Here is a 26,994-nt window from a genome sequence, read left to right as displayed (position 1 = left end):
CGCCGCGCTGCGCCCTGCGCCGATCCGTGCCACGGCCGTCGGGTGCGCTCGGGCACCACACCAAGGATGGTAGGGGGCCGTCCGCCCGGCGTGTCCCGGACTGCGGGGTGAGGGCCCTCACACAGGCCCGTCGCACGCCCGACATCCCCCGTTCACCGGGCGCCGCGGGACGAGGCGTTACTCACCGTGTCCCAGCACGTGAACGGACGGCGGCCCGCGGCCCGACGCCGGGGAGAGCGTCGGGTCGCGGGCCGCACGCGGGGAGGCTCAGGCGGTCTCGGTGATCGGCCGGTCGACCCAGCTCATCATGGCGCGCAGCTTCTGCCCGGTCTCCTCGATCGGGTGCGCCGCGCCCTCGGCCCGCCACTTGGCGAAGTTCGGCCGGCCGGCCTCGTCCTCGGCCACCCACTCGCGGGCGAACTCGCCGGACTGGATCTCGCCGAGGATCTTGCGCATCTCCTCCTTGACGCGGGAGTCGATGACGCGCGGGCCGCGGGACAGGTCGCCGTACTCGGCGGTGTCGGAGATGCTGTAGCGCATCCGGGCGATGCCGCCCTCGTACATCAGGTCGACGATCAACTTCAGCTCGTGCAGGCACTCGAAGTAGGCCACCTCGGGCGCGTAGCCGGCCTCGGTGAGCACCTCGAAACCGGTCTGCACCAGCGCCGCAGCGCCACCGCACAGCACCGCCTGCTCGCCGAACAGGTCGGTCTCGGTCTCCTCGGTGAACGTGGTCCGGATCGCGCCGGCCCGGGTGCCGCCGATCGCCTTGGCGTACGCCAGGGCCAGGCCGAACGCGTTGCCGCTGGCGTCCTGCTCGACGGCGACCAGGCAGGGCACGCCCTTGCCGTCGACGTACTGGCGGCGGACCAGGTGACCGGGGCCCTTCGGGGCGACCATCGCCACGTCCACGTCGGCCGGGGGCTTGATCAGGCCGTACCGGATGTTGAAGCCGTGCCCGAAGAACAACGCCTTGCCCGCGGCCAGGTTCGGCGCGATGGCCTCGGCGTAGAGGCCACGCTGGGCGGTGTCCGGCGCCAGGATCATGATCACGTCGGCCTCGGCGGCCGCCTCGGCGGGCGTGAGCACGCGCAGGCCCTGCTCCTCGGCCTTCGGCCGGCTCTTCGACCCGGCGGGCAGGCCGATCACCACGTCGACGCCGGAGTCGCGCAGCGACAGCGCGTGCGCGTGGCCCTGGCTGCCGTACCCGATCACGGCGACCGTGCGGCCCTGGATCAGGCCCAGGTCGGCGTCGTCGTCGTAGAACACCTCAACGCTCATTGACTTCCCTTTCGTACGGCGGTGCCCGTCGGCCCGTCGAAAAACATGTGGGTACGGATCAGGCGGCGCGCAGGGCCGGGCCGGCGGTGATGGCCCGGGAACCCCGCCCGATGGCCACGGTGCCGGACTGGACCATCTCCTTGATGCCGAACGGCTCCAGGTCGCGCAGCAGCGCGTCGAGCTTGTCCGGCGTGCCGGTGGCCTCGATGGTCAGCGTGTCCGGCGCGACGTCGACCACCCGGGCGCGGAACAGGCCGACCGTCTCCAGCACCTGGGCGCGGGCCGTGCGGTCCGCGCGGACCTTGACCAGGAGCAGCTCCCGCGCCACCGACACCTGCGGGTCCAGCTCCACGATCTTGAGTACGTTGACCAGCTTGTTGAGCTGCTTGGTCACCTGCTCCAGCGGCGAGGACTCGGCGTTGACCACGATGGTGATGCGGGAGACGTCCGGGTTCTCCGTCTCGCCCACGGCGAGGCTGTCGATGTTGAACCCGCGCCGGGAGAACAGCCCGGAGACCCGGGCCAGGACACCCGGCTTGTTCTCCACCAGCACGGACAGCGTGTGCATCGTCATTTAGAGCTCGTCCTCGTCGAAGGCGGGACGCACGCCCCGCGCGAACATGATCTCGTCGTTGCTGGTGCCGGCGGCGACCATCGGCCAGACCATCGCGTCCTTGCCGACCACGAAGTCGATGACCACCGGCGCGTCGTCGATCGCCATGGCCGCCTCGATGGTCTTGTCCACGTCGGCGGCGTTCTCGCAGCGCAGCCCGACGCAGCCGAGCGCCTCGGCGAGCTTGACGAAGTCCGGGATGCGGTGCTTGTGCGTACCCAGCTCGGTGTTGGAGTAGCGCTCCCCGTAGAACAGGGTCTGCCACTGCCGCACCATGCCCAGGTTGCCGTTGTTGATCACGGCGACCTTGATCGGGATACCCTCCAGCGCGCAGGTCGCCAGCTCCTGGTTGGTCATCTGGAAACAACCGTCGCCGTCGACCGCCCACACAGTGGTGTCCGGCTTGCCGACCTTGGCGCCCATCGCAGCCGGGACGGCGTAGCCCATGGTGCCCAGGCCGCCGGAGTTGAGCCAGGTGTGCGGCTTCTCGTACGAGATGAACTGGCTGGCCCACATCTGGTGCTGGCCGACGCCCGCCACGTAGACGGCGTCCGGGCCGGCGATCTCGCCCAGCCGCTTGATCACGTACTGCGGGGAGAGCGTGCCGTCGGCCGGCTCCTCGAAGCCCAGCGGGTACCGCTCGCGCAGGTCGTCGAGCTGGGCCCACCAGTCGGTCAGGTCGGCCGCCGGGTGGGCGGCCTGCTCGGCGGTGACGGCGGCGATCAGCTCGTCGATCACATGCCGCGCGTCACCCACGATCGGGACGTCGGCGTGCCGGTTCTTGCCGATCTCGGCCGGGTCGATGTCGGCGTGCACGACTGTCGCGTCCGGCGCGAACGAGTCGAGCCGGCCGGTCACCCGGTCGTCGAAGCGGGCGCCCAGCGCCACGATCAGGTCGGCCTTCTGGAGGCCGTACACCGCGGCGACGGTGCCGTGCATGCCGGGCATGCCGAGGTGCTGGCGGTGCGAGTCGGGGAACGCGCCCAGCGCCATCAGCGTGGTGACCACGGGGATGCCGGTCTGCTCGGCCAGCTTGCGCAGCCCCTCGGTGGCGCCGGCCTTGAGCACGCCGCCGCCGACGTAGAGGACCGGGCGGCGGGCGCCGGTCATCAGCCGGGCCGCCTCGCGGATCTGCTTGCCGTGCGGGTGCAGCGTCGGCCGGTAGCCGGGCAGGTCGAGCGTGGGCGGCCAGGAGAAGGTCGCCGGCGCCTGGAGCACGTCCTTCGGGATGTCGACGAGCACCGGGCCGGGCCGGCCGGTCGCGGCCAGGTGGAACGCCTCGGCCAGCACGCGAGGGATCTCGTCGGCGGTCTGCACCAGGAAGTTGTGCTTGGTGATGGGCAGCGTGATGCCCTGGATGTCGGCCTCCTGGAAGGCGTCGGTGCCGATCGACGGCCGCGCCACCTGCCCGGTGATCGCCACCATCGGGACGGAGTCCATGTACGCGTCGGCGATCGGGGTCACCAGGTTCGTCGCGCCCGGCCCGGAGGTGGCGATGCAGACGCCGACCCGGCCGGTGGCCTGCGCGTAGCCGGTGGCCGCGTGCCCCGCGCCCTGCTCGTGGCGGACCAGGATGTGCCGGACCGAGGAGTCGTAGAGCGGGTCGTAGGCGGGCAGGATCGCGCCGCCCGGGATGCCGAAGACCACGTCGACGCCGAGCGCCTCGAGCGACCGCACGAGCGAACCGGCGCCCGAGACCTGCGCGGTGGCGGCCTCCCGTACGGGCGTCTCGGTGGAGGCGGCCCCCGGAACGGTACGGCCGGGGCGGGCGGCGGGGTCGGAGTCACCGGCCGCGCCGGTGCCGGAGCGGGCACGGCGGGCGGAGTGGGCGAGGGTCTCTGGCGTGGGTCTCGTCATGGCGGTTCAAGCCTTCGGAAGTGAGTGGGTGACGCGCTTCTCAGGATGGGACGGGGAGGTCCCGGCGATGGTCCGACGGCAACAAAAAAGCCCACGTGCAGGATGCACGGGGCCAGCGCACTCTCGGTGGAAGAGTGCGCTCAGGTAAGTACTCGCGGCGACCGGTTCGACGACATGCGGCTAAGCCTGACGCATCTCACGCGATGAGTCAACTGATCCCACATTCTGGTTCACGGACGTGGGCGTGTCGGCCGCCGGCACCCCCTGGGCGCCCGGCGCCACCTGCGAAGATCCCTCCATCGAGGGACGCGGGGCGGGCGGGTTGTTGCGCAGCCGGTGCAGCAGCGGCGACGGGGCGCGCGCCGGCGCGGGCGGCGGCACCGGCGGCATCGCGGTGTGCCGGTTGCCGGGTGCCGTGGCCGCCTCCAGCATCGCCTCCAGGTGCTCGGCCGGTACGCCCCAGCCGAACAGCGCGCCCTGGCCGAACCGGCAGCCGGCGGCCACCACGGCGGCCAGCTCGGCCGGGTTGGTGACGCCCTCGGCGATCACCTCCAGCCCCAGCTGGTGGCCCAGGCGCATGACGATGTCGACCATCGGGGCGAACGCCGGGCCGTCCCGTCCGATCGGCCGTACCGGCTCGTGCTCGGCGACCAGACTGTGGTCGATCTTGAGGATGTCGATCGGCAGCCGCCGGAGCTGGCCGAGCGACGAGTAGCCGGCGCCGAAGTCGTCGAGCGCGATCCGGACGCCGGTCAGCCGCAGCGCGGTGAGCCGCCGGATCAGCTCGTCCAGGTCGGTGGCGACCGCGTGCTCGGTCACCTCCAGCACCAGCCGCTGCGGCGGCACGTGGTGCGCGCGCAGCGCCTCGGCGACCTGGACCACGTACTCCGGGGCGTGCAGCTCGCGCGGCGACACGTTCACCGACACCCAGACGTCGTGCCCGTCGGCCAGCCAGCGGGAGAGCTGGTAGCAGGCCTGGTGCAGCACCCACGCGCCGAGCTTGGCGATCATCCCGCACTCCTCGGCGAGCGGGATGAACTCGTCCGGCCGGACGTTGCCCAGCTCCGGGTGCCGCCACCGCAGCAGCGCCTCCGCGCCGACCGGCCGCACCGACGGCAGCGAGGCCACCGGCTGGAAGACCAGCCGCAACTCGTCGCGCTCGATCGCGCCGCGCAGCTCGTGCTCCATCCGGGTCCGCCGGCTCAGCAACTGGTCGTACGTGGCGTCGTAGCGCTCGATCCGGTTCTTGCCCCGCTGCTTGGCGTAGCGCAGCGCCAGGTCGGCGTTGCGCAGCAGCAGCTCGACGTCCTGCTCCCCCTGCCCGGCGGCCACCCCGATGCTCACCGACAGGAAGACCGGACCGTCCCCCTGCTCGTACGGGCGGCCGAGCACCCCGAGCAGGCGGTCGGCGACCGGGCCGGGCTCGGCCGATCCGTGCATCAGCACCGCGAACTCGTCGCCGCCGAGCCGGGCCGCCAGGTCACCCGGGCGCAGGTTGCCCCGCAGCCGCCGCCCCACCTCGATCAGCACCGCGTCGCCGACGTCGTGCCCACGCATGTCGTTGACGTTCTTGAAGCCGTCGAGGTCGAGCCCGAGCAGCACGCACGGCATGCCCGACTCGGCACTGCGGTGCAGGGCACGCAGCAGCCCGCGCCGGTTCGCCAGCCCGGTCAGCGGGTCGGTGTGCGCCAGCTCGCGGAAGTGTGCCTCCCGCTCGGCCAGCCGGATCGCGTAGCCGCGGACGTCGTTGAGGGCCAGATATTGCCGGGTCACCAGGGCGAACCCCTCGACGGTGCCGGCCACGATCGCGTACCCGTCGAACCCGCCGCCCTGCACCAGGTGGTAGATCGCGGAGGCGGCCATGGCGAACATCGGCACGAAGGCGTACTCGCCGTCGCGGCGGATGAAGTCGACGTCGAGCTGTGTCAGGTCGGCGCGGCGCCCGGCCACGGCGGTGGCCAGCAGGCCGGCGGCGGTCAGCACCGCGCCGGTGAGCACCATGCCCGGGCCGGCCTGACAGAGCCCTGCCGACACGCCCAGCCCGCCGGCCGTCACCGCTACCGCGCCGGCGGCGAGCAGCGTGAGCCACCCGCGCGGCGGCGCGACCCGGAGCACGACGATCACGGTGAGCCCGGTGGTGAGCGCCGCGCTCACGGTGGCCAGCACGATCGGCAGGCAGGCGACGGGGGTGGCGTCGCCGAGCAGCCGGGTCGGCTCGCTGAACGCCACCCAGCCGACGAACCAGAGCGCGCTGCCCATGATCAGGCCGTCGAGCAGCAGCCGGGCGGTGGCGGCCCGGGTCGCGGCCGCGCCGGGCAGGCGCAGCACGGCGGCGCCGAGGCCGAGCGCGGCGAGCGTCGTACCGGCGGCGACGAGGACCGCCCACCCGGTCCGCTGGCCCTGCCGGTGCGCCCAGTGGTCACCGGCGGCCAGCAGGCCGCCGAGACCGACCAGGAGGCTGAACAGGGCGGCACCGGCGGCGACCGCGAGCAGCAGGTGGGCCGGGCGGCGAGGGCCGGTGCGGTGACGCACCGACGCGGCGAGCAGCACGGCGGCACCAGCCGCGGCGATCCCGCTCAACACCGCGACGGTGACCATCCCCGGGGACGACTGCACGCGTCAACTCTGCCGGATGAGCGCCCCCCGTGGGGCACCGGGTGTGCAACTGTTGGGACACAGGGTGCGCGCCGGGGGATCGCGGCGCGGATGGTGTCAGACTGGTTGTCATGCCTGAGCTGCGGTCGAGGACCTCCACCCACGGTCGGACGATGGCCGGTGCCCGGGCCCTGTGGCGGGCCACCGGGATGACCGACGACGACTTCGGCAAGCCGATCGTCGCCATCGCCAACAGTTTCACCCAGTTCGTACCCGGTCACGTCCACCTCAAGGACCTCGGCGGCCTGGTCGCCGACGCGGTGGCCGAGGCCGGCGGCGTCGGCCGGGAGTTCAACACGATCGCCGTGGACGACGGCATCGCCATGGGCCACGGCGGCATGCTCTACTCGCTGCCCAGCCGGGAGTTGATCGCCGACGCGGTGGAGTACATGGTCAACGCGCACTGCGCGGACGCCCTGGTCTGCATCTCCAACTGCGACAAGATCACCCCGGGGATGCTGCTGGCCGCGCTGCGGCTCAACATCCCGACCGTCTTCGTCTCCGGCGGCCCGATGGAGGCCGGCAAGACGGTGGCGATCGAGGGCGTGGTGCACAGCAAGATCGACCTGATCGACGCCATGATCGCCTCCTCGAACGAGGCGGTCAGCGACGACCAGCTCCGCGAGATCGAGCGCTCCGCGTGCCCGACCTGCGGCTCCTGCTCCGGCATGTTCACCGCCAACTCGATGAACTGCCTCACCGAGGCGATCGGCCTGGCGCTGCCCGGCAACGGGTCGACGCTCGCCACCCACGCCGCGCGGCGGTCGCTGTTCGTCGAGGCCGGGCGCACCGTCGTGGAGATCGCCAAGCAGTGGTACGAGAACGACGACACCTCGGTGCTACCGCGCTCGATCGCCGGCCGGGCGGCGTTCGAGAACGCGATCGCCCTCGACGTGGCGATGGGCGGCTCCACGAACACCGTGCTGCACCTGCTCGCCGCCGCCCGCGAGGCGGAACTGGACTTCGGCGTCGCCGACATCGACGCGATCTCCCGCCGGGTGCCCTGCCTGGCCAAGGTCGCCCCGAACTCGCCCCAGTACCACATGGAGGACGTGCACCGGGCCGGCGGCATCCCGGCCATCCTCGGCGAACTGGACCGCGCCGGGCTGCTGCACCGCGACGTGCGCGCGGTGCACTCCCCCACCCTGGACAGATGGCTGGCCGACTGGGACGTCCGGGGCGGCTCGGCCAACCCAGAGGCGGTCGAGCTGTTCCACGCCGCGCCGGGCGGGGTGCGCACCACCGAGCCGTTCTCCACCACCAACCGCTGGTCGTCGCTGGACACCGACGCGGCCGGCGGCTGCATCAGGGACCGGGAGCACGCGTACAGCGCGGACGGCGGACTGGCCATCCTGCACGGCAACCTCGCGCCGGCCGGCTGCGTGGTGAAGGCCGCCGGTGTGCCCGAGGAGTGCCTGACGTTCCGCGGACCGGCCAAGGTCTACGAGTCGCAGGACGACGCGGTGACCGCGATCCTCGCCAAGGAGATCGTCGCCGGGGACGTGGTGGTGATCCGGTACGAGGGCCCGAAGGGCGGCCCCGGCATGCAGGAGATGCTCTACCCCACCTCGTTCCTCAAGGGCCGTGGGCTGGGCCGTTCCTGCGCGCTGCTGACCGACGGCCGGTTCTCCGGCGGCACCTCCGGCCTGTCCATCGGGCACGTCTCCCCGGAGGCGGCCTCCGGCGGACTGATCGCGCTGGTCCGCGACGGCGACGAGATCGTCATCGACATTCCGGGCCGGTCGATCGAGCTGAACGTGCCCGCCGACGAGCTGGAGGCGCGCCGGGTGGCCGAGGAGAAGCGGGACCGCCCGTACACCCCTGTCGACCGGCAGCGTCCGGTGTCGGCGGCGCTGCGCGCGTACGCGTCGATGGCGACCTCGGCCAGCGACGGCGCCTACCGCCGCGTCCCCGAGTGACGTAAGGAAGGGCCCCTTCTTAACGCCTCCGGTAGAGGAGGGGGCCCTTCTTAACACCCCCGCGTCGGTAGGGTCCGTCGGCGTGGAGACGACGGTGAGCTACGCGCGACTGGTCCGCCCGGCGATCGACCGGGTCTACGTGGGCGCCCGCTGGGGAGCCCGCGCCCGGATGGAGGCGTTCTACGCCGAACGCGGCTGCACACTCGGCGCGGAGAACAGCTTCTTTTCCGGTGTGCTGGCCCGGCCGATGCCCGCCGAGGCGCTGGCCGACGGCCTGGTCTACACGTCCGGCAGCATGGCCGAGGAGCTGGAGCAGGGTGTCGTCGTCCGGGACACCGAGGGCGCCTGGCACCTCACCGACCTGGGCCGCGAGCTGACGCTGTTCGCCCAGCGGGCCACCGGTGAGGCCGCCGAGGAACAGTGGACCATGCTGCCCGGGCTGAGCATCGTGCCCCGCCTCGCCGACCTGGTCGGCCGGGTGCTGACGCACGCGCAGGCCACCGGCGGGCCGGTGTTCCGGGCGATGTCCCCGCCGTACGAGCCGGCGGGCGCCTCCCCGGCGCTGCTGCTCGTCACCCGGCTGGGCTCGCTGCGGCATCACCGCGCCGACGCGCACCGGGCCGCGTGGCGGGCCGCCGGGCTGACCGCCGACGAGATCCGCACGCTGCCGGACGGCCCGCAACGCGCGGCGATCGAGGCGGACACCGACCGCCGCGACGAACCGGCGTACGCGGCGCTGACCGAGGCCGAGCGGTGGGAACTGCTGGCCGGCCTCGCCGCCCTGCCCAACTAGCGCTCGGCCTTTGCCGCCCTCGGATGGAACGCCATGGGTGTCTCCGCACCCGTTTGACACCCATGACGTTCCACTCACCGCTGGGCGGGGTTCTCCTCGGCCGGTGCCGTGCCGTCGATGGGTAGGCCGAACTCCGCTGGTGAGTTCTCGTCGGTGCCGTCCAGGTGGGCGTGCGGCTCGTCCGGGGTGACGTCGTCGGGGTCGGCGCCTCCGGCGTGCAGTTCGGACAGCTCAACCGGGTCAGTCATGCCGTTCTGGTACCCGGCGTGCGCCGCCCGAATCCGCCGGTGCGTCAGCTCGGCAGGTGTCGCTCCAGGCCGTCGAAGAGCAGGTCGAGGGTGAACTCGAACTCGGTCTGGCTGTCGCACCACCCGAGCGTCGGGTCCGCCGCGTCGTGCGTCTCGGCGGCGACCATGGCGGCCAGGTGCGGCAGCCGTTCGGCCAGCGCCACCATCTCGGCCTCCGCGGCCTCCGCGTCGGTCTCCTCACCCGCCGACGGCTGGAACACCTCCTGCGAGAAGCCGAGCGCCAGGCTGCCGAAGGCGTGCAGCGCCCGGTGGGCGATCCGGTACGAGAAGCCGCCGTCGACGAGTGTGGCGACGATGCCGTCGTAGTAGACGTACAACCCGGCAGGGACGGCCGGACGGCCGGTGAGCAGCGCGGGGGCCCACGGGTGCCGCAGCATGACCGCCCGCGCGCCGAGGAAGCGCAGCCGCAGCCGGGCTCGCCAGTCCGCGCGGGCCGCGTCCGCCTCGGCCCGGTCGGCGGCTGAGGTGATCTCGGCGACGACAGCGTCCACGAGGCCGTCGAGCAGCCCGCCCTTGCCGGGCAGGTGGTGGTAGAGCGACATCGCCTCGACACCGAGTTCGGCGGCGAGCCGGCGCATCGTGAGCGCCGCCATCCCCTCGGCGTCGACCAGGGCGATCGCGCTGACCAGGACGCGCTCGCGGCTGAGCGGGTTCCGCGGTTTCCGCGTTCCCATCCGGCTCCCCATCTCCTCTTGACCTTACAACGTATGGTCAGCCTTACGACGTAAGGCAGCCGTCCCCCCGGCGACGGCGCGTCGCGCACCCCTAGGAGCCGCCATGCCACAGCTGATCCGTACCGCCCGCGCGACCGGGCTGTTCTACCTCGGGCTCGCCGTCACCGGCGCCCTGGGGTTCCTCACCGCCCGGTCCATGATCTTCGACGCCGACGACGCCGCCACGACGCTCGCCAACCTGGTGGCCCACGAGTCGCTGGCCCGCGCCGGCATCGCCCTCGAACTGCTCGTCGTCCTCACCCAGACGCTCACCGCCGTCTGGTTCTACCGCCTGTTCCGCACGGTCGACGGCACCGCCGCCGGCAGCATCGCCGCCTTCGGGATCGTCAACGCCGTCGCGATCCTCGGCAGCGCGGCCATGCTCGCGACGGCCCTGCGGGTCGCGACCGACGGGCCGGGCGACGCCGACACCGTCCAGCTGCTCTACCTGGTCAGCGAGAACCTGTGGGAGGTGGGCGGGCTCTTCTTCGGCCTCTGGCTGATGCCGATGGGCTGGTGCGTGCTCCGGTCGGGCTGGCTGCCCCGGCCGCTGGGCTGGATCCTCGTCGCCGGTGGCGCCGGCTACGTCCTCATGACGTTCGTCGCGTACCTCGCCCCCGGCGCCGGCATCGCCGGCGACCTGCTGGTGGTCCCCGCCACCGTGGGCGAGTTGTGGATCCTCGGCTATTTGATCGTCTTCGGCGTGCGGAAGCAGGCCGAAGCAGGCCCGGGCGCACGGAAGCGCGCGGCGGCGGACGCGGTGACCGGCGCATAGGCCGGGCTCGCGGCGAGGGCGACACCACGGGCATACCGGATCGCGGCCGGGGTGTCCGAAAGACCAGGCCCTCGCCGCGCAGCTCGTCGGCGACGCCGAGGGTGCTGAGCACCTGGTCGTGGCCCGAGGTGATGCCGGAGAGCACCGGCATGGCCCCGGTGGGACCGGAGACCTGGAGGTTGGAGCCGCCGAAGATCGCCGCGACGGCCCCGGCGACCCCTCAGATCAGGTCGTTGACGCAGCGCAGCACCGGGCGGGAGGTGAGCGCGTCGGCGTCGAGCGGGCGCGTGGCGCTCACCGTGAAGACAGCGCTCTCCCCCGGCAGCAGGGTCACCAACGCCCGGTCCGCCTGCGCGGCCGGATCGAGGCGGTCCGGGAACAGCGTCAGGTCGCGCAGCACGGTCCGTGCGGTCACCCGGATCCGCTGTCCGCCGTCCGCCGGCTCGACGGTCGCGTCCCACCGCGCCGCCGGCCACCGCACGTCGCGGTCCTCGGCGAAGAACCACAGCGCGCGCTCCGCGGTGTCCCCGGTGTCCGCGACGAGCAGTTCGGCGCGGCCGTCGTCCGGCCGCGCCAGCTCCGCCGGCAGCGCCAGCACGACCGAGGAGTACGCGGGGACGTCGAGGTCGACCGAGGTCTTCGCCCTCGGCTCCCCGGTGAGTGCCAGCCGGGTGACGGTGGCCGGCCCGCGCCACGCCCGGGCGGTCTCGTTCACCGCCACCAGCGCCAGCCCGCCGTCGCGCGGCTGCACGGTGAGCAGCCGGTCGGCGTAGGCGCGGCGCAGCGCGTACCACAGGGGTTTGGGTCGGCCGTCGCCGTCGACGGCCGACCAGGACGTGACCGGCCAGCAGTCGTTGAGCTGCCACACGACGGTGCCGGTGCAGACCGGCCGGTGCGAGCGGAAGTGCTCGACGCCGAGCTGGATGGCACGGGCCTGGTTGAGCTGGGTGAGGTAGTGCCAGTCGTCGAAGTCGGTGGGCGGCGGCAGGTGCGCGTCGAGTCCGCGCCGGAGCTTGCGGTCCCCGTCGGCCGCCTTCTGGTGGTGTGCCATCCCCGGCGAGTCGTGCGCGAGCGGGTCGTCGGAGAGGGCCCGGCGCAGCGTCGCGTACGCGGGCGGCGCCTGGTAGCCGAACTCCGCGACGAACCGGGGCACGTAGTCCCGGTAGCGCGTGTAGTCGTCGGTGTTCCACACGTCCCAGATGTGCGTGGTGCCGTGCGCCGGGTCGTTGGGGTGGATGTCCTCACTGCCGGACCAGGGGCTGCCCGGCCAGTACGGGACGGTCGGGTCCAGCTCGCCGACGATCGCCGGCAGCAGGTCCAGGTAGTAGCCGCGTCCCCAGGTGCGCCCGGCGAGCGGCTCCTGCCAGTCCCAGTCGTGCCAGCCCCAGATGTTCTCGTTGTTGCCGGTCCACAGCACCAGCGACGGGTGCCCGGCCAGGCGGGTCACCTGCTCCCGCGCCTCCGCCTCGACCTCGGTGCGGAACGGCTCCTCCTCCGGGTACGCGGCGCAGGCGAACAGGAAGTCCTGCTGCACCAGCAGCCCGAGGGAGTCGGCCAGCTCGTAGAAGTCGTCCGACTCGTACCGGCCGCCGCCCCAGACGCGCAGCAGGTTGACGTTCGCGCCGGCCGCCTGCGCGAACCGCTGCGCGAGGCGCTCCCGGGTGACCCGGTTGGGGAACGCGTCGTCGGGGATCCAGTTGACGCCCCTGACGAACACCGGGACGTCGTTGACGTGCAGCGTGAACGGGGTGCCGTGGGCGTCGGGCGTGGTGTCCAGCCGCACCGAGCGGAACCCGACCCGCCGGGACGTGCCGTCCAGTTCCCGGCCGTCGGCGCCGTGCAGTGTGACGTCGAAGTCGTACCGGGGCTGGTCGCCGTACCCGATCGGCCACCACAGCGCGGGGTCCGCGACGGTGAGCGTCACGACGGCGGTCCGCTCCCCCGCCGGTAGGGCGACGTCGGCGGTGACCCCGGCGACCGCGGCGCGTACGGTCAGCGGCTCGTCGGCGGCCCGCTCGACCTCGGCGCGGAGCTCGACCCGGCCGGTGCCGTCGACCACCGTGACCAGCGGCCGGACCGACGCGAGCCGGGCGGTGGACCAGGCGTGCAGGCCGATGTCCTGCCAGATGCCGGCGGTGACGAGCGTCGGTCCCCAGTCCCAGCCGAAGTTGCAGGCGGTCTTGCGGATGAAGTGGAACGGCTCCTGGTACGCGTTCGGCCGGTCACCGAGCCGGTCCCGGTGCGCCTCGGCGTACCGGTACGGGGAGTCGAAGCGTACGGCCAGGGTGTTGCCGTCCGGGCGCAGCAGCGCGCGGACGTCGAAGCGGTACGAGCGGTGCTGGTTCTCGGTGCGGCCGACCTCGACGCCGTTGAGCGTCACGGTGGCGACCGTGTCGAGGCCGGCGCAGAACAGATCGACCCGGTCGTCGTCACCGGGCTGCCCGGCGAACGTGGTCTCGTAGAGCCAGTCGGTGCGGCCGATCCAGGCGAGGCGGTTCTCGTTGTCGTCCAGGTGCGGGTCGGGAATGAGGCCGGCCACCAGCAGGTCGGTGTGGACACAGCCCGGGACTGTCGCCGGCACCGCCGTCCCGGCGATCTCCGGCGGCACCTCCGGACCGGGCGCGGCCCGCAGCGTCCACCCCTCGTGCAGCAGGGTTCGACGGCTCACGACTTCACCGCGCCTTCGGGAGCACGATCGTCGCGTACACGCCGAACGCGGTGACCAGGCCGGGCGCGATGATCGCGAGCAGTGTGGCGTTCCAGCCGAGTTTGCCCATCACGATGTAGAGCGCGACGACGCCGAGCTTCCCATGTCGTCCTCCGCACCGAGTGGGATCGCTCCCGGTATCAGGGAACGTCGACTGAACCGGATAAGTAAGGCCACCGTACGGTTCGCCTTCTGGACTGTCAACGGGCGGCCACCGATATGCCCGTCCGGCAGAATCGCCGCCGCTCACGACTGCCGTCAACGGCTGTCCGGGGCAGGTGCCGGGCGGTCGGCGCTCTAAGCTGAACCGCACCAGAGACGGCCGCCGGAACCCGTCCGCCACCACAGCCGGTGACACCCGGCGCCGGCGCGGGGTGCAGTAGCGTCACCAGACGCCGGTGATCCGGCGAACGAGAGCGCCCGCGAGGGCCGGACACAGTGGAGGAACGCTTCGGTGAAGCGGCCGACCATCGCCGACGTCGCGCGGCGCGCCGGGGTCTCCAAGGGTGCGGTCTCGTACGCGCTCAACGGGCAGCCCGGGGTCTCCGAGGCGACCCGCCGGCGGATCCTCGCCATCGCCGCCGAGATCGGGTTCCGTCCGAGCAGCGCCGCCCGCGCGCTGTCCGGCGCCACCGCCAAGGCGATCGGCCTGGCGCTGTGCCGCCCCGCCCGGATACTCGGCATCGAGCCGTTCTTCATGGGGCTGATCAGCGGCGTCGAGGCCGAACTGTCGGCCCGCTCGTACGCGCTCACGCTCCAGGTGGTCAGCGACCAGGAGGCCGAGATCGCGGTCTACCGGCGGTGGTGGGCCGAACGCCGGGTCGACGGCGTGCTCGTCTGCGACCTGCGCATCGACGACCGGCGCGTGCCGGCGCTGGAGGAACTGCAACTGCCGGCGGTGGTGATCGGCGGGCCCGGGCACACCGGCGGCCTGGCGAGCATCTGGGCCGACGACGCGGCGGCCCTGGTCGAGACCGTGGAATACCTGGTCGCGCTCGGCCACCGCCGCATCGCCCGGGTCGGCGGGCTGCCCTCGCTGCTGCACACCGAGATCCGCACCGAGGCGTTCACCGGCGTGTGCCGGCGGCTCGGGCTGGACGAGGCGACCACCGTCTGGTCCGACTACACCGGCGAGGAGGGCGCGCGCGCCACCCGCCGGCTGCTCAGTTCCGCCGGCCGCCCGACCGCGGTGATCTACGACAACGACGTGATGGCGATCGCCGGGCTCTCGGTGGCCCAGGAGATGGGCCTGACCGTGCCCGGCGACCTGTCCATCGTGGCCTGGGACGACTCACCGCTCTGCCGCCTGGTGCACCCGCCGCTGACCGCGCTGGGCCGGGACATCCCGGCGTACGGCGCGCACGCCGCCCGGCAGCTCCTGGCCGTGATCGCGGGCGAGCCGGCCGCCGTCGTGCAGGACGAGACCGCGCACCTGACGCCACGCGGCAGCACCGCGCCACCTCGTGCAACGGTCCACTGAACCGGTTCAGCTCACCGGGCGGTGGACGGGTACTCCTCGAACCACGCCTCCACCCGCTCGGCGGTCGCCGGCCGGGCCAGCGCGAAGCCCTGGCCGTACCGGCAGCCGGCCCGCCGCGCGCCGGCCACCTGCCCCTCCGACTCCAGCTCCTCGACCACCAGCTCCACGCCGAGCCGGTCGGCCAGGTTCGCCACCACGTCGATCAGCGGGCGCTGCCCGTCCCCGCCCGGGCCGACCAGGTGCGGGCCCACCTTGAGCAGGTCGATCGGCAGTCGGCGGAGCTGCGCGAGCGAGGCGTGCTCGGCCCGGAAGTCGTCGAGCGCGATCCGCACCCCGACCGACCGCAGACCGGCCAGCCGAGCCACCACTGTGGACGGCTTCGCGCCCACCACCGGCTCGGCCACCTCCACCACCAGCCGTTCCGGTGCCACACCGTACGCGGCCAGCGCGGTCGCGGTCCGCGCCACGAAGTCCGGCGCGGCCAGCTCGCGCGGCGTCACGTTGACCGCCATCCACAGCTCGCGACCGCCCTCCGACCACGCAGCGAGCTGGCGGCAGGCCCGGTCCAGCACCCACCGCCCGATCTCGCCGGTCAGGTCGAGGTCGGCCGCCACCGGCAGCAACTCGGCCGGGAGCACCGTGCCCAGCGCCGGGCTGCGCCAGCGCAGCAACGCCTCGGTTCCCACCGGCATCCGGTCGGCGAGCGCCACCACCGGCTGGTAGACCAGGTCCAGCTCACCGCGCGCCACCGCGCCCGGTAGCTCCCGCTCCAGATCCAGGCGGCGGACCAGCTGCTCCTCGAGGTAGGCGTCGTACCACTCGACGCGGTCCCGGCCGAGCTGCACGGCCCGGCGGCGGGCCAGGTCCGCCTGCCGCAGCACGTCCTCCGGGTCGCCGCCGCCGGTCTCGGCCAGTCCGACGCTCACCCCGAGCCGGGCGACGCCTCCGGGCCCTGGGTACGGCTCGGCCAGCGCCGCCAGCAGCCGCAGGCCGAGCGCGTACGCGAGCACCGGCCCGACGTCGGTGAGGACGGCGTACTCGGAGTCGCCGAGCCGGGCGACCAGATCGCGCGTCTCGGAGCCCGCCCGCAGCCGACGGGCGGCCTCGGCCAGCACCGGCCCCTCCGCCGCGGCGCCGCCCATCCCGTGCAGGTCGACGACGAGCAGCGCGCCACCACTGCGCTCCGCCATCGCCCGGACCAGATCCGCGCGCGTCAGGGGCCCGGGCCCGGCCGACCGGGTGTCCGGTCCGAGCCGGCGCCGCAACCACGCCTCACGGGCCGCGAGCCGCTGCACGCGGCGGCGCTGGTCGGCGGCGGCGAGCAGCTCACCCACCATGACCGGCGGAATGACGGCCAGGCCCAGGGCCATCGCGCCGGTGCTGAACTCGCCCGCCGTGCCCAGGTGGATTCCGGCGGCCAGCGCGGCGATCCCGGCCGGCGCGGTGAGACGGGGCCAGGCGGCCGGCGCCACGTCCCGGCCCGGCCGTTCGCCGCCCGAGGTACGCCGGGCGCCGGCGGCGGTGAGCAGCGCCCCGGCCACCAGCGGCGCCGCGACGAGCGGCAGCGCCCGGTCCGGCGCGTCGTACGCCAGCAGCACCACCAGCAGCGTCAGCCCGCCGAGCGTCAGTGCGGCCCCGGCGTGGCAGCGCGCCGCGCCCGGCCGACGGCGGCGTTCGGCGACGGCCGCCACCGCGAGCACGGCGAGCACCACCGCGCCGCCCGCCGCGACGACCCCGGCGACAGCCGGGACCGGGCCGCCCGGCAGCAGCATCCAGCCCGCGAAGACCAGACTGACGCCGAGCGCCAGCACGTCGACGGTACGGCGCACCAGTTCCGGGCCGGACAGCCGCGACCGGCCCGGCAGGCGCAGCAGGCCCGTCACGTGCAGCGGTCCGGTGAGGCACAGCCCGGCCAGCGCGATCGGCAGCCGGTGGGCGGTGTCGCTCAGCGGCAGCACCGCGACGGTGAGCCCGGCGACCAGGACGGCGCTGTCCAGGATGGCCGCCACCCGGCGGGACAGCGCAGCCCGGCGAGCCCGCCGCCCGGTCCGCGGGTCGAGCGCCGCCGCGTCGTGCGTGCCGGCGAGGTCGGGCGCTTCGTCTGCCGGTGCGGGACGGGCCGTCGGCGCGGGACGGTCCGTCGGCGCGGGACGGTCCGTCGGCGCGGGACGGTCGGGCGGGGTGGCGGCGCCGGCCAGCCAGGCGAGCCGGACACAGGCGAGAGCGAAGCCTCCGGCGACGGCGAGCGCGGCGGCGGAGGGGCCGGGCAGGGCACCGGCGACGCCGGCCAGGAGGAAGGCCGCGCCGGTGAGCGACACGACGACATCGGGCACGGCTGATCGCCGACGGGGAGCGGCGGGAGGGGGGACGGGCACGGCGGTCGCCTTCGTGAGGGGGCACGGGGGCGGTGCGGTTGCGGTGCGCGGTACGACGTGCGGAGTCGGGGCGGGGCGGGGCGGGAACGCATCGGCGGGGACCGCTGCGGCCACGCCTAGAAACGATCCCGGAAGCGCCCGGTGACGTCACCGGGCCAGTGACGTCCGTCACACCATAGACGCCGCCGGGTTCGCGCCGTCTGCCGACACGAGATCTTGGAAGAAAGCGGGCCCTCAGGAGGGCCCAACGCTTCCAAGATCTCCAGCCGGGGTGATCTTGGTACCGAACCGCCCCGCGAGGGGCGGGGCCGTACCAAGATCTGCGGCGGGCAGCCTGCGGCGAAGTGGGGCGCGGGAAGGGCGGGCGCGGCGGGTGGCTCGACCCGGGGAGTGGGGACGCCCGCGGGCGGCGTGAACCGGCCGGGTGGGATCATCGGAGGGTGAGCCGCGCCGATACCGTCCGTTTCCGCCACAACCAGGCCATCCTGGTCGCCGCGCTCGTCGCCTTCATCGGCGCGCTGCCGCTGGCCGCCGCCCGCTGGTGGCTGCTCTGGGTGCTGCTCGTACCGCTCGCCGTCGCGGTCTGGGCGTGGCGCGCCGGCACCGACGCCGACGCCCGGGAGCTGCGGCTGCGGGCGCTCGTCGGGCAGCGCCGGGTGCCGTGGAACCGGGTCACCGAACTCGCCGGTGACCCCAGGGGCCGGGCGGTGGCCCGGCTCGACGACGGCGAGGTGGTGATGCTGCCGGCGGTACGCGCCACCGAACTGCCCCGGCTGATCGCCGTCACCGGGCAGGAGCTACCAGGCACCGGCAGCGATCAGTGAAGCCGCCGGCGACCAGCAGCGCCACCGGCGATCAGTAGCCGTCGACCACCCGGTTCGTCAGCTCCTTCCCGGCGGCGTACCGGCGCAGCTGCTCGCCCACCAGGCGGTACGCGCGGGGCAGCAGCCCGCGTACCGAGCCGGCGACATGTGGAGTGAGCAGCACGTTCGGCAGCTCCCACAGGGGATGGTCCGCGGGCAGCGGCTCCGGGTCGGTGACGTCCATCGCCGCGCGCAGGCGGCCCGAGGTCAGCTCGGCGACCAGCGCCGGGGTACGGGCCACCGGCCCCCGGGCGGCGTTGACCAGCAGCGCGCCGTCGGGCATCGCGGCGAGGAAACGCTCGTCCACCATGCCCCGGGTCTGCTCGGTCAGCGGCACCAGCAGCACCACCACGTCCGCCTCCGGCAGCAGCGCGGGCAGCTCGTCCACCCCGTGCACGCCCTGGTCGGGGCGGGCCGTACGGGCCACGAGCGTGAAGCTCACCTCGAACGGGGCGAGCCGGTCGCGGACCGCGGTGCCGATCGAGCCGGCACCGACGATCAGCACCCGCTTGCCGGAAAGTTCGTCGGTGGGCGCCACCTCGTCGTACGCCCACTCGCGCCGCGCCTGCGCCCGGGCCAGCGGCGCGAACCCGCGCAGCGAGGCGAGGATCGCGGCGACCACCCATTCGGCGGTGGGCGAGTCGTGCACGCCCCGGGCGTCGCAGAGCGTCACGCCGTCGGGGATCCGTCCCACCCAGGCGTCCGCCCCGGCGGAGAGCAGTTGCACCACCTCGACGTCGGGCAGCTCGGCCAGGAGCGCGCCGGCGTCCGGGCCGGACAGGAACGGCGGCACCCAGAACCGCACCCCGGCCGGGGACGACGGAAGCCGCCGCGGGTCGTCCAGCAGCTCCACGGTGACGCCGGGCGGTGGCTCGCCGAGCAGCCGGCGGCCCTCGGAGTGCGGGATCCATGCCTTCACGACGGCCGACGATATCCGCCCCGACCGGCGGGCGCGGCGTGACCCGTGACGAACACCCCGCGAGGCATGTCGTGACGGCCCGGCGGGGTATAACCGAGGGCGGGACGCCGGTCGGGTGTTCCGCTTGCTGAGGGCGGTGGCGATGAGCGAGGACGGCCCGGGGCGAAGGTCCGTGCCGATTCCGGCGCTCGCCGACCCGGACCGGTTGCGCTCACTCGACGAGACGCGGCTCGACGCCGTACCGGACGAGGCGTTCGACAGGTTCGCGCGGCTGGTCGGCGACCTGCTCGACGTACCCGTCGCGCTCGTCTCCCTGGTCGACGCCGACCGCCAGTTCTTCCCCGGCGCCACCGGGCTGCCGGAACCGTGGGCGGCCCGCCGGGAGACGCCGCTGAGCCATTCGTTCTGCCAGCACGTCGTCGACATCGAGATGCCGCTGGTGCTGCCCGACGCCCGCCTCTACCCCCGGGTACGCCTCAACCTGGCGATCGAGGATCTCGGCGTGGTCGCGTACGCGGGCATGCCGCTGACCGACCTCGACGGGCGGGTGCTCGGCTCGCTCTGCGCGATCGACAGCAAACCCCGGGCCTGGACGAAGGAGCAGCTGCGTACGCTCGCCGACCTGGCCGCCGCGTGCTCCTCGGAACTGCGGCTGCGCATCGCGGTCCGCGGAGCCGAGCAGGCCCGCCGCCGCGCGGAGGAGGCGCACGACCGGCTCGCCATGCTGGCCGGGATGAGCGAGATGCTCGGCGGCACACTCGACGTGGCCACTGCGGTCGACCGGCTCGGGCACGCGATGGTGCCGCTGCTCGCCGACTGGTGCCTGATCACGCTCGTCGACCCGGCCGGCCGGCCGCGCACCGTCACCGGCGTGCACCGGGACGCCGAGCGCGAGGCCGACCTGGCGCGCTTCGCCGGGCTGCTGACCACCGGGCTCAGCGCGGAGTCGCAGATCCGGTCGGTCCTGCGTACCGGACGGCCGGTGGTGCGCGCCGAGGCCGGCCTGGACGACGTGGCGCGCGGCACCATGCACCCGGAGCTGGTGCCGCTCGCCGAACGGCTCGGCGTCGGTTCCCACCTGACCGTGCCGATCACCGCCGCCGGGGACCGGGTGATCGGAGCCGTCACGCTGGTCAACCGTCACGGACGGCGCGGTTTCGACGCCAGCGACCTGCGCACCGCTCAGGACATCGGGGTACGCGCCGGACAGGCGGTCGGCAACAGCCGCCTCTACGGCGAGCAGCGGCACGTCGCCGAGGTGCTCCAGCACAGCATGCTGCCGAGCCTGCCGGCCGTGCCCGGGATCGAGCTGGCCGCCCGCTACCTGCCGGCCGCCGACCGGGTGGAGGTGGGCGGCGACTGGTACGACGCCTTCGTCCAGCCCGACGGCGAGCTGATCGCCGCGATCGGCGACGTCGCGGGGCACGACATCGAGGCGGCGGCCACCATGGGCCAGTTGCGCAACCTGGTGCGGGGCAACGCGTACGGGCGGGACGATCCGGTGGAGGATCTGGTGGCCCACCTCGACCGGGCGATGGGCGGGCTGCGGGTGCCCACTGTCGCCACCGCCGTGCTGGCCCGGATCCGCCCGGCCGGCTGCGGGCTGCGCGTCTCCTGGTGCAACGCGGGGCACCCGCCGCCGCTGCTGGTCCGCGCCGACGGCACGGTCTCGGTGGCGGACGGTCGCGGGCCGCTGCTCGGCCTGGCCCGGCCGCCCCGGCGCACCGGCCGGACGCTGACCCTCGCCCCGGGCGACACGCTGCTGCTGCACACCGACGGGCTGATCGAGCGCCGGGACCAGCCGATCGACGAGGGACAGGCCGACCTGATCACGCACCTCGGCGCCGGCGGGCCGGGCGTACCGCTGGATCTGCTCTGCGACCGGCTGCTCGCCGCCGCGCAGCAGTGGGAGGACGACGTCGCCCTGCTCGCGCTGCGGGCCGGCTGAACCGGCACTCCCCCGAACGGCCGGACGCGGACAGGCGCGCGCGTGACGTGCCCGGTTCGCCGGTCCGCCCGGCTAGGCTGGGGCGGGTGAGCCCGCGTCTTGCGTACCCCCGTGTCCGCCGCCTCCGGACGGCGCTGGCGGCGTCCTGCGCGGCGCTGCTGCTCGGCACCGCCGGCTGCGCCCTCGGCGAGCCCGAGCCTGATCCGGCCGGCGCGCCGCCCAATCTGCCGACACCGTCGAGCACCGCGAGTCCCGGCGGGGCCGGCCAGCAGGTGGTGGCCACCGTGCTGGCCAAGGGGCTGGAGGTGCCGTGGGGTATTGCGTTCCTGCCCGACGGCGGGGCGCTGGTGACCGAGCGGGACAAGGGGCGGATCCTTCAGGTCGGCCCGGAGTCCGGCCCGGACGGGCTGGCCGTGCGGCCGGTGCAGACCGTGCCGGACGTGGCCGCCGGTGGCGAGGGCGGCCTGCTCGGCATCGCTGTCTCCCCCGCGTACGCCCGGGACCGCACGGTCTTCGTCTACTACACGGCCGAGGACGACAACCGGATCGCGAAGATGCAGCTCGGGCAGGCGCCGAAGCCGATCCTGACCGGCATCCCGAAGTCCGGCACGCACAACGGGGGCGGGCTGGGCTTCGGGCCGGACGGCCACCTCTACGCCAGCACCGGGGACGCAGGGCGAACCGAGAACGCGCAGGACGCCAAGAGCCTCGGCGGCAAGATCCTCCGGATCACCCCGGACGGCAAGCCCGCGCCGGGCAACCCCACCGCCGGGTCGCCGGTCTGGTCGACCGGTCACCGCAACGTCCAGGGCTTCGCCTGGACGTCGGACAAGAAGATGTACGCGGTGGAGTTCGGTCAGAACACCTGGGACGAGATCAACCAGATCAACAAGGGCGGCAACTACGGCTGGCCCCGGGTCGAGGGGCGCGGCGACGACAAGCGCTACGTGAACCCGATCACGCAGTGGCCCACGGGTGACGCCTCCTGCTCCGGCCTGGCGGCTGCGGACCGCCAGCTCGTCGCCGCCTGCCTTCGCGGCCAGCGGCTCTGGCTGGTGGAGCTGGCCGGCAACGGCACCGTCCTCGGTCAGCCGCGTGACCTGCTCACCGGCCGGTACGGTCGGCTCCGGGCCGCCGCGACGGCGCCGGACGGCTCGCTCTGGGTCAGCACCTCGAACCGGGACGGGCGGGGTACGCCCACCGCCGAGGACGACCGCATCCTGCGGCTGGTCTTCGCCGACGGGGGCGCCGGCCGGAGCTGATCCGGCCCACCGGGTTTGCCAAGATCGCTCAAGGGGCAGGTCAGAATCTCAATATGGACGGTCACGAGAACGAAGAGCACCGCACCGGGGACGAGACGTCTCCGGAGCGCGGGGGCGCCCGCCGCTGGACGGTGTGGCGGCCGGGTCACCGGCTGCGCCGGCTCGGTGTCGTGCTGGCTGTGCTCGCGGTCACGCTCGGCGGCATCGTGGTCGGCACGTACGCGGGCGGCCACGTCGGCACCGACATCGGCCCGTTCCGGGCCGAGCTGAGGCTCAGCCCGTCGCTCAGCGGCGGCACCACCGTCGACATCCCGCCGCTGGGCGCGCTGCTGCTGGACAGCCACGACGGCCCGGCGTACCTGACCGTCGAGGTGGGCTCGCTGGACCAGGGGCGCACCGAGGCGCTCATCGGCGACCCGGCCAGCATCAGCCGGGCCAGCCAGTCGGCGGTCCAGGACGTCCGCGACGGCGTGATGCGGCTCGGGCTGCGTACGCTCGCCTCGGTCGTGCTGGCCACGCTGCTGCTGGGCGCGCTCGTCTTCCGGGACGTCCGGCGCACCGCCTGGGCCGGCGGCCTGGCGCTGGTCGTGACCGCCGGCAGCCTCGGTGCCGCCGCGAGCACTCTGCGCCCGCAGGCGATCGAGGAGCCGCGGTACGAGGGCCTGCTGGTCAACGCACCGGCGATCGTCGGTGACGCGCGGCGGATCGCGAACGACTACACCAAGTACGCCGAGCAGCTCCAACGGTTGGTCGGCAACGTCAGCAAGCTCTACACCACCGTCTCCTCCCTGCCGGTGGTGCAGCCGTCGCCCGGCACCACCCGGGTGCTGCACGTGTCGGACATGCACCTCAACCCGACCGGCTGGCAGCTGATCCGTACCGTGGTCGAGCAGTTCGGCATCGACGTGGTGATCGACACCGGCGACATGACCGACTGGGGCAGCGAGCCGGAGGCGTCTTTCGTCGGCTCGATCGGCCTACTCAAGAAGCCGTACGTGTTCATCCGCGGCAACCACGACTCGCCGCGCACCGCCGCGGCGGTGGCGCAGCAGCCAAACGCGATCGTGCTGAACAACTCGGTCACGACAGTGGGCGGGCTGACCATCGCCGGTATCGGCGACCCCCGCTTCACCCCGGACAAGGAGACCTCACCCGCCGGCAGCGGCCTCACCTCGGCCGTCGCCGACCAGGTGATCGGCACCGGCGAGAAGCTCGCCGCCACGATCGAGAAGTCGCCACGCAAGGTCGACATCGCGCTCGTCCACGATCCCGCCTCGGCCGGCCCGCTCTCGGGCGCCTGTCCGCTGGTGCTCTCCGGGCACACCCACTCGCGGCAGGTGTCGAAGCTGCCGCAGGTCGAGGACAAGCAGCCGACCACGCTGATGGTGCAGGGTTCCACCGGCGGGGCCGGGCTGCGCGGCCTGGAGGGCGAGAAGCCGACCCCGCTGACCATGACGGTGCTCTACTTCGACCAGCAGAAGCTGCTCCAGGCGTACGACGACATCACCGTGGGCGGCACCGGGCAGTCGCAGGTCAACCTGGAACGGCACGTCATCCGCGACCCGGCCAAGGGCGACCAGGTGCCGGTCACCCCGACCCCGACCCGCGGGCCCTCCGAGTCGCCATCGCCGGGTACGACCACGCTGAGCCCCACCCCCACCAGCTGACCGTCCCGTTTCTGCCGCCCTCCCTCGCGGTCGAGCCCGCCGCTCTGCCGCACTGACAACCGGTTACTCCGCGTCATGAAGCCGTCCAGTGCCGGGATCCCGCGCTGCCGACTTTGCTCTGCACCCATCGGCGCAGCAGACACCGAGAGTCACCGCGTGGGTGGGTGCAGAGCGGCGAGCCGTCCACTCCGCCCCAGCTCAGAGCAATGCTGCGGATATGGCTGCAGAGCAAAGGGGCCGACTGGTGCTCCCTGGGGCCGCCACAGGCGATTACTCCCTGCGACCGGGCCAGCAGTGACGTTCCGTGAGGAGACCGTCGGCCGCGCCACCCGGGTCGGCCGGGACGACCGCCGAGCCGGGAGCCGCTCCGGGAGAGCCGGAAGGCCGGCGAGCCGAGCGGCCGAGGCACCCACGGAGGCCGCACCGCCACCGCGCGAGGCCCCCCGGGCCGCCCGGCTCCCGGCAAAAAGCGGTCAACGCAGCGGAAGCGGAGGCGCCTCAGCGCAGCGCGATCGCGGCCAGCGCGGCGTTGACGATGCTGCCGGGCAGCAGGTCGTGCAGCTCGTACAGATCCCGGACGCTGCCGGACTGGCCGAACTCGTCCACGCCGAGCGGCACCGCCGGGGCGCCGACCGCCGAGCCGAGCCAGGCCATCGCGTGTGAGGCCGCGTCGTGCACGGTGACCACCGGCACCCGGTCGGCGAACGCCGACCGCAGCGCGCCGGGCACGCTCGGCACGGTCGCGGTCCGCACGCCCTGGCGCAGCGTCCGCTGCCACGCCCGGTAGAGCCGGTCCAGGCTGGTCACGTCCACCACGTGCGCGGCCACGCCCTCCTCCGCCAGCTCCGCGGCGGCCGCGAGCACCTCCGGCAGCACCGCACCGGAGGCGGCGAGCTGCACGACCGGGGCATCAGCCAGATCGGGGTACGCCTGGTGCGCGTCGACGAGCCGGTACGCGCCGGCCACCACCTGCCGCCGCAGCACGGCGTCCCCGAGTCGCGCCCGGGCGGCCTCGAACGGCGCCTGGTCGATCGGCCGGGTGCTGAGCCGGAAGTAGTACGCCCCGTCCTCGGCCGGCGCGGCGGTCGCGGCCGGAGCGGAGCCACCGGCGATCTGCCCGAGCGCGTCGCAGAGCAGCCAGTCGAGACTGCCGGCGTACGCGGGCTCCAGGAACGTCACCCCGGGCAGCTCCAGGCCGACCGAGGCGGTGATGGTGGACTGGTGCGCCCCGCCCTCGGGGGCGAGCGTGATGCCGGACGGGGTGCCGGCCACCACGAACCGTGAGCCGGAGTACGTGCCGTAGAGGAACGCGTCGAGACCGCGCAGCACGAACGGGTCGTAGACGGTGCCCACCGGCAGCAGCGGCTGACCGGACAGGTCCCACGACAGGCCGAGCTGGCCCAGCAGCAGGAACAGGTTCATCTCCGAGATGCCCAGCTCGATGTGCTGCCCGGCCGGGCTCTCGGTCCAGCGCAGCATCCGGTCCTCGGTCCAGGAACGCTGCTCGGTCGGGGCGAAGACACCCGTCTTGTTGATGAACCCGGCCAGGTTGGTCGAGGTGGCCACGTCCGGCGCGGTGGTGACCAGGTAGGGCGCCACCTGCGGATCGCGGGCCAGGTCGACGAGCACCCGGCCGAACACCTCCTGGGTGGAGACCGGCTTGTTCGCGCGTACCCGCGTGGTCTCCGGAACGGTGACGCCCAGCGCACGCTCGCGCGGCGCGCGGGACAGCGCCTCCCGGCGCTCGCCGGCCCGGATGCCGGCCGGGGACGCCGGGTCGAGCCGGTCCCACTCGGTCTCGGCGGTCAGGCCCTGCGCGGCGCGCAGCGCGCCGACCTGCTCGGTGGTGAGCAGCGCCGAGTGGTTGCGCGGGTTGCCGGCGATCGGCAGGCCCCAGCCCTTGACCGTGTACGCGAACACGACGCTGGGCCGGTCGGTGACGGCGTCGCACTGGGCGTACGCGTCGAGCATGGCCTGCGCGTCGTGCCCGCCCAGGTCGGTGACGAGCGGGCCCAGCTCGTCGTCGCCGATGTCGGCGACGAACGCGGCCACCTCGGCCGGCGCGCCGTCCAGGAACTGCTTGCGCAGCGCCGGTCCGGCCAGCCCGAACAGCGACTGGTACTGCTCGTTGGGCATCCGGTCGATCCAGTCGCGCAGCGTCTCACCGCCCGGCCGGGCGTACGCCTCGGCCAGCTTGCGGCCGTACTTGACCTCCACGACGTGCCAACCGGCCGCCTCGAACTGGCCGCGCCACTGGTTGATCCGGATGCCGGGGACGACTCGGTCCAGCGACTGGCGGTTGAAGTCGACGAGCCACATCACGTTGCCGAGCCCGGTGGTGGCCGGGTCGGCGACCGCCTCCCAGATGTTTCCCTCGTCCAGCTCGGCGTCGCCGATGATGGCGACGAACCGGGAGTGCGGGCGCGGCCCGAAGTGCGCGTCGACGTAGCGGCGGGTGACAGCGGCGAACAGCGGCGCGGCGGCGCCCAGGCCGACCGAGCCGGTGGAGAAGTCCACCTCGTCCGGATCCTTGGTGCGCGACGGGTACGACTGGAGCCCGCCGCGCGCCCGCAGCTGCGGCAGGTACGACTTGTCGAGGTTGCCGAGCAGGTACTGGATCGCGTGGAACACCGGCGAGGCGTGCGGCTTCACCGCGACGCGGTCCTCGGCGTCCAGGTGGTGGAACCAGAGCGCTGTCATCGCGGTCACCAGGGAGGCGCTGGATGCCTGGTGGCCGCCGACCTTCACCCCGTCACCGGTGTCGCGGTCGTGGTTGGCCGCGTCGACGATGCGGGTGGCGAGCCAGAGCACCCGGCGCTGGATCTCGTCGAGGACGTCGAGGTCGTGCTGGTTCACGGT

Annotated in this window: 18 protein-coding genes and 2 pseudogenes; 8 read left to right on the top strand and 12 right to left on the bottom strand. The window is 73.8% G+C overall.

What is annotated here, in order from left to right; genetic code table 11:
• Positions 1-267: 267 nt before the first annotated feature.
• The 4 genes from ilvC to KSK32_RS19040 form a co-directional block, all read right to left on the bottom strand.
• Positions 268-1,281, bottom strand: a complete 1,014-nt coding sequence (gene ilvC / locus KSK32_RS19055) for a ketol-acid reductoisomerase (protein ID WP_216932429.1) — start codon at positions 1,279-1,281, stop codon at positions 268-270.
• Between the two features lie 58 nt (positions 1,282-1,339).
• On the bottom strand, positions 1,340-1,855 hold the full coding sequence (gene ilvN / locus KSK32_RS19050; RefSeq protein WP_018786257.1) for an acetolactate synthase small subunit: 516 nt from the start codon (positions 1,853-1,855) through the stop codon (positions 1,340-1,342).
• Complete coding sequence (locus tag KSK32_RS19045; RefSeq protein ID WP_216932428.1) at positions 1,856-3,751, bottom strand: acetolactate synthase large subunit; 1,896 nt, start codon at positions 3,749-3,751, stop codon at positions 1,856-1,858.
• A 180-nt stretch (positions 3,752-3,931) separates the two neighbouring features.
• The gene (locus KSK32_RS19040) at positions 3,932-6,367 is read right to left on the bottom strand and encodes a bifunctional diguanylate cyclase/phosphodiesterase (protein WP_216932427.1); all 2,436 of its coding nucleotides are present in this window, start codon (positions 6,365-6,367) and stop codon (positions 3,932-3,934) included.
• Between the two features lie 110 nt (positions 6,368-6,477).
• Between KSK32_RS19040 and ilvD the strand changes: the two genes are divergently transcribed.
• Both ilvD and KSK32_RS19030 read left to right on the top strand, forming a co-directional pair.
• Positions 6,478-8,325: a dihydroxy-acid dehydratase gene (gene ilvD / locus KSK32_RS19035; protein WP_216932426.1), complete on the top strand. Its 1,848-nt coding sequence runs from the start codon at positions 6,478-6,480 to the stop codon at positions 8,323-8,325.
• Positions 8,326-8,407: 82 nt separating this feature from the next.
• Positions 8,408-9,118: a hypothetical protein gene (locus tag KSK32_RS19030; RefSeq protein ID WP_289256333.1), complete on the top strand. Its 711-nt coding sequence runs from the start codon at positions 8,408-8,410 to the stop codon at positions 9,116-9,118.
• Between the two features lie 74 nt (positions 9,119-9,192).
• On the opposite strand, the gene KSK32_RS19025 is transcribed toward KSK32_RS19030, so the two are convergent.
• Positions 9,193-9,366, bottom strand: coding sequence for a hypothetical protein (locus tag KSK32_RS19025; protein WP_216932425.1), 174 nt, complete (start codon positions 9,364-9,366; stop codon positions 9,193-9,195).
• Between the two features lie 44 nt (positions 9,367-9,410).
• Positions 9,411-10,112, bottom strand: a complete 702-nt coding sequence (locus KSK32_RS19020) for a TetR/AcrR family transcriptional regulator (protein ID WP_216932424.1) — start codon at positions 10,110-10,112, stop codon at positions 9,411-9,413.
• 91 nt (positions 10,113-10,203) lie between these two features.
• Between KSK32_RS19020 and KSK32_RS19015 the strand changes: the two genes are divergently transcribed.
• Complete coding sequence (locus KSK32_RS19015; RefSeq protein WP_216932423.1) at positions 10,204-10,914, top strand: DUF4386 domain-containing protein; 711 nt, start codon at positions 10,204-10,206, stop codon at positions 10,912-10,914.
• Here KSK32_RS19015 and KSK32_RS34990 read toward each other — a convergent pair.
• From KSK32_RS34990 to KSK32_RS34985, 3 genes and pseudogenes are all read right to left on the bottom strand, one after another.
• Positions 10,824-11,131 (bottom strand): annotated as a pseudogene (locus KSK32_RS34990) (hypothetical protein); the annotation flags it as partial. The gene KSK32_RS19015 and the pseudogene KSK32_RS34990 overlap by 91 nt on opposite strands.
• A gap of 3 nt (positions 11,132-11,134) precedes the next feature.
• The gene (locus KSK32_RS19010) at positions 11,135-13,582 is read right to left on the bottom strand and encodes a glycoside hydrolase family 2 protein (RefSeq protein WP_216932422.1); all 2,448 of its coding nucleotides are present in this window, start codon (positions 13,580-13,582) and stop codon (positions 11,135-11,137) included.
• A 34-nt stretch (positions 13,583-13,616) separates the two neighbouring features.
• Positions 13,617-13,721 (bottom strand): annotated as a pseudogene (locus KSK32_RS34985) (carbohydrate ABC transporter permease); the annotation flags it as partial.
• Positions 13,722-14,075: 354 nt separating this feature from the next.
• Between KSK32_RS34985 and KSK32_RS19000 the strand changes: the two are divergent.
• Positions 14,076-15,101, top strand: a complete 1,026-nt coding sequence (locus KSK32_RS19000) for a LacI family DNA-binding transcriptional regulator (RefSeq protein WP_216932421.1) — start codon at positions 14,076-14,078, stop codon at positions 15,099-15,101.
• Positions 15,102-15,112: 11 nt separating this feature from the next.
• On the opposite strand, the gene KSK32_RS18995 is transcribed toward KSK32_RS19000, so the two are convergent.
• Entirely contained in the window at positions 15,113-17,434 is a 2,322-nt protein-coding gene (locus KSK32_RS18995) for a GGDEF domain-containing protein (protein WP_289256332.1), read from the bottom strand.
• A 482-nt stretch (positions 17,435-17,916) separates the two neighbouring features.
• Here KSK32_RS18995 and KSK32_RS18990 point away from each other — a divergent pair, with 482 nt between their 5' ends.
• Positions 17,917-18,300 (top strand): PH domain-containing protein, encoded by a 384-nt coding sequence (locus tag KSK32_RS18990; protein ID WP_216932420.1) that lies wholly within the window; start codon positions 17,917-17,919, stop codon positions 18,298-18,300.
• A gap of 31 nt (positions 18,301-18,331) precedes the next feature.
• Here KSK32_RS18990 and KSK32_RS18985 read toward each other — a convergent pair whose 3' ends face one another.
• Positions 18,332-19,258: a 2-hydroxyacid dehydrogenase gene (locus KSK32_RS18985; protein ID WP_216932419.1), complete on the bottom strand. Its 927-nt coding sequence runs from the start codon at positions 19,256-19,258 to the stop codon at positions 18,332-18,334.
• 142 nt (positions 19,259-19,400) lie between these two features.
• Between KSK32_RS18985 and KSK32_RS18980 the strand changes: the two genes are divergently transcribed.
• From KSK32_RS18980 to KSK32_RS18970, 3 genes are all read left to right on the top strand, one after another.
• A complete protein-coding gene (locus KSK32_RS18980) occupies positions 19,401-21,206 on the top strand; it encodes a SpoIIE family protein phosphatase (RefSeq protein ID WP_216932418.1) in 1,806 nt (601 codons plus the stop codon).
• Between the two features lie 86 nt (positions 21,207-21,292).
• Entirely contained in the window at positions 21,293-22,468 is a 1,176-nt protein-coding gene (locus KSK32_RS18975; RefSeq protein ID WP_216932417.1) for a sorbosone dehydrogenase family protein, read from the top strand.
• Positions 22,469-22,521: 53 nt separating this feature from the next.
• On the top strand, positions 22,522-24,135 hold the full coding sequence (locus KSK32_RS18970) for a metallophosphoesterase (RefSeq protein ID WP_216932416.1): 1,614 nt from the start codon (positions 22,522-22,524) through the stop codon (positions 24,133-24,135).
• A 498-nt stretch (positions 24,136-24,633) separates the two neighbouring features.
• Here the strand turns inward: KSK32_RS18970 and KSK32_RS18965 are convergent, their stop codons facing one another.
• Positions 24,634-26,991: a pyruvate dehydrogenase gene (locus tag KSK32_RS18965; protein ID WP_216932415.1), complete on the bottom strand. Its 2,358-nt coding sequence runs from the start codon at positions 26,989-26,991 to the stop codon at positions 24,634-24,636.
• Between the last annotated feature and the right edge of the window lie 3 nt (positions 26,992-26,994).

Origin of the sequence: Micromonospora sp. WMMB482, from assembly GCF_019038635.1 — a bacterium.
GTDB classification, from domain to species: Bacteria; Actinomycetota; Actinomycetes; order Mycobacteriales; family Micromonosporaceae; genus Micromonospora; species Micromonospora marina.
The sequence above is the reverse complement of the archived record's forward strand: the minus strand, read 5'-3'. Positions and strand labels throughout refer to the sequence as shown.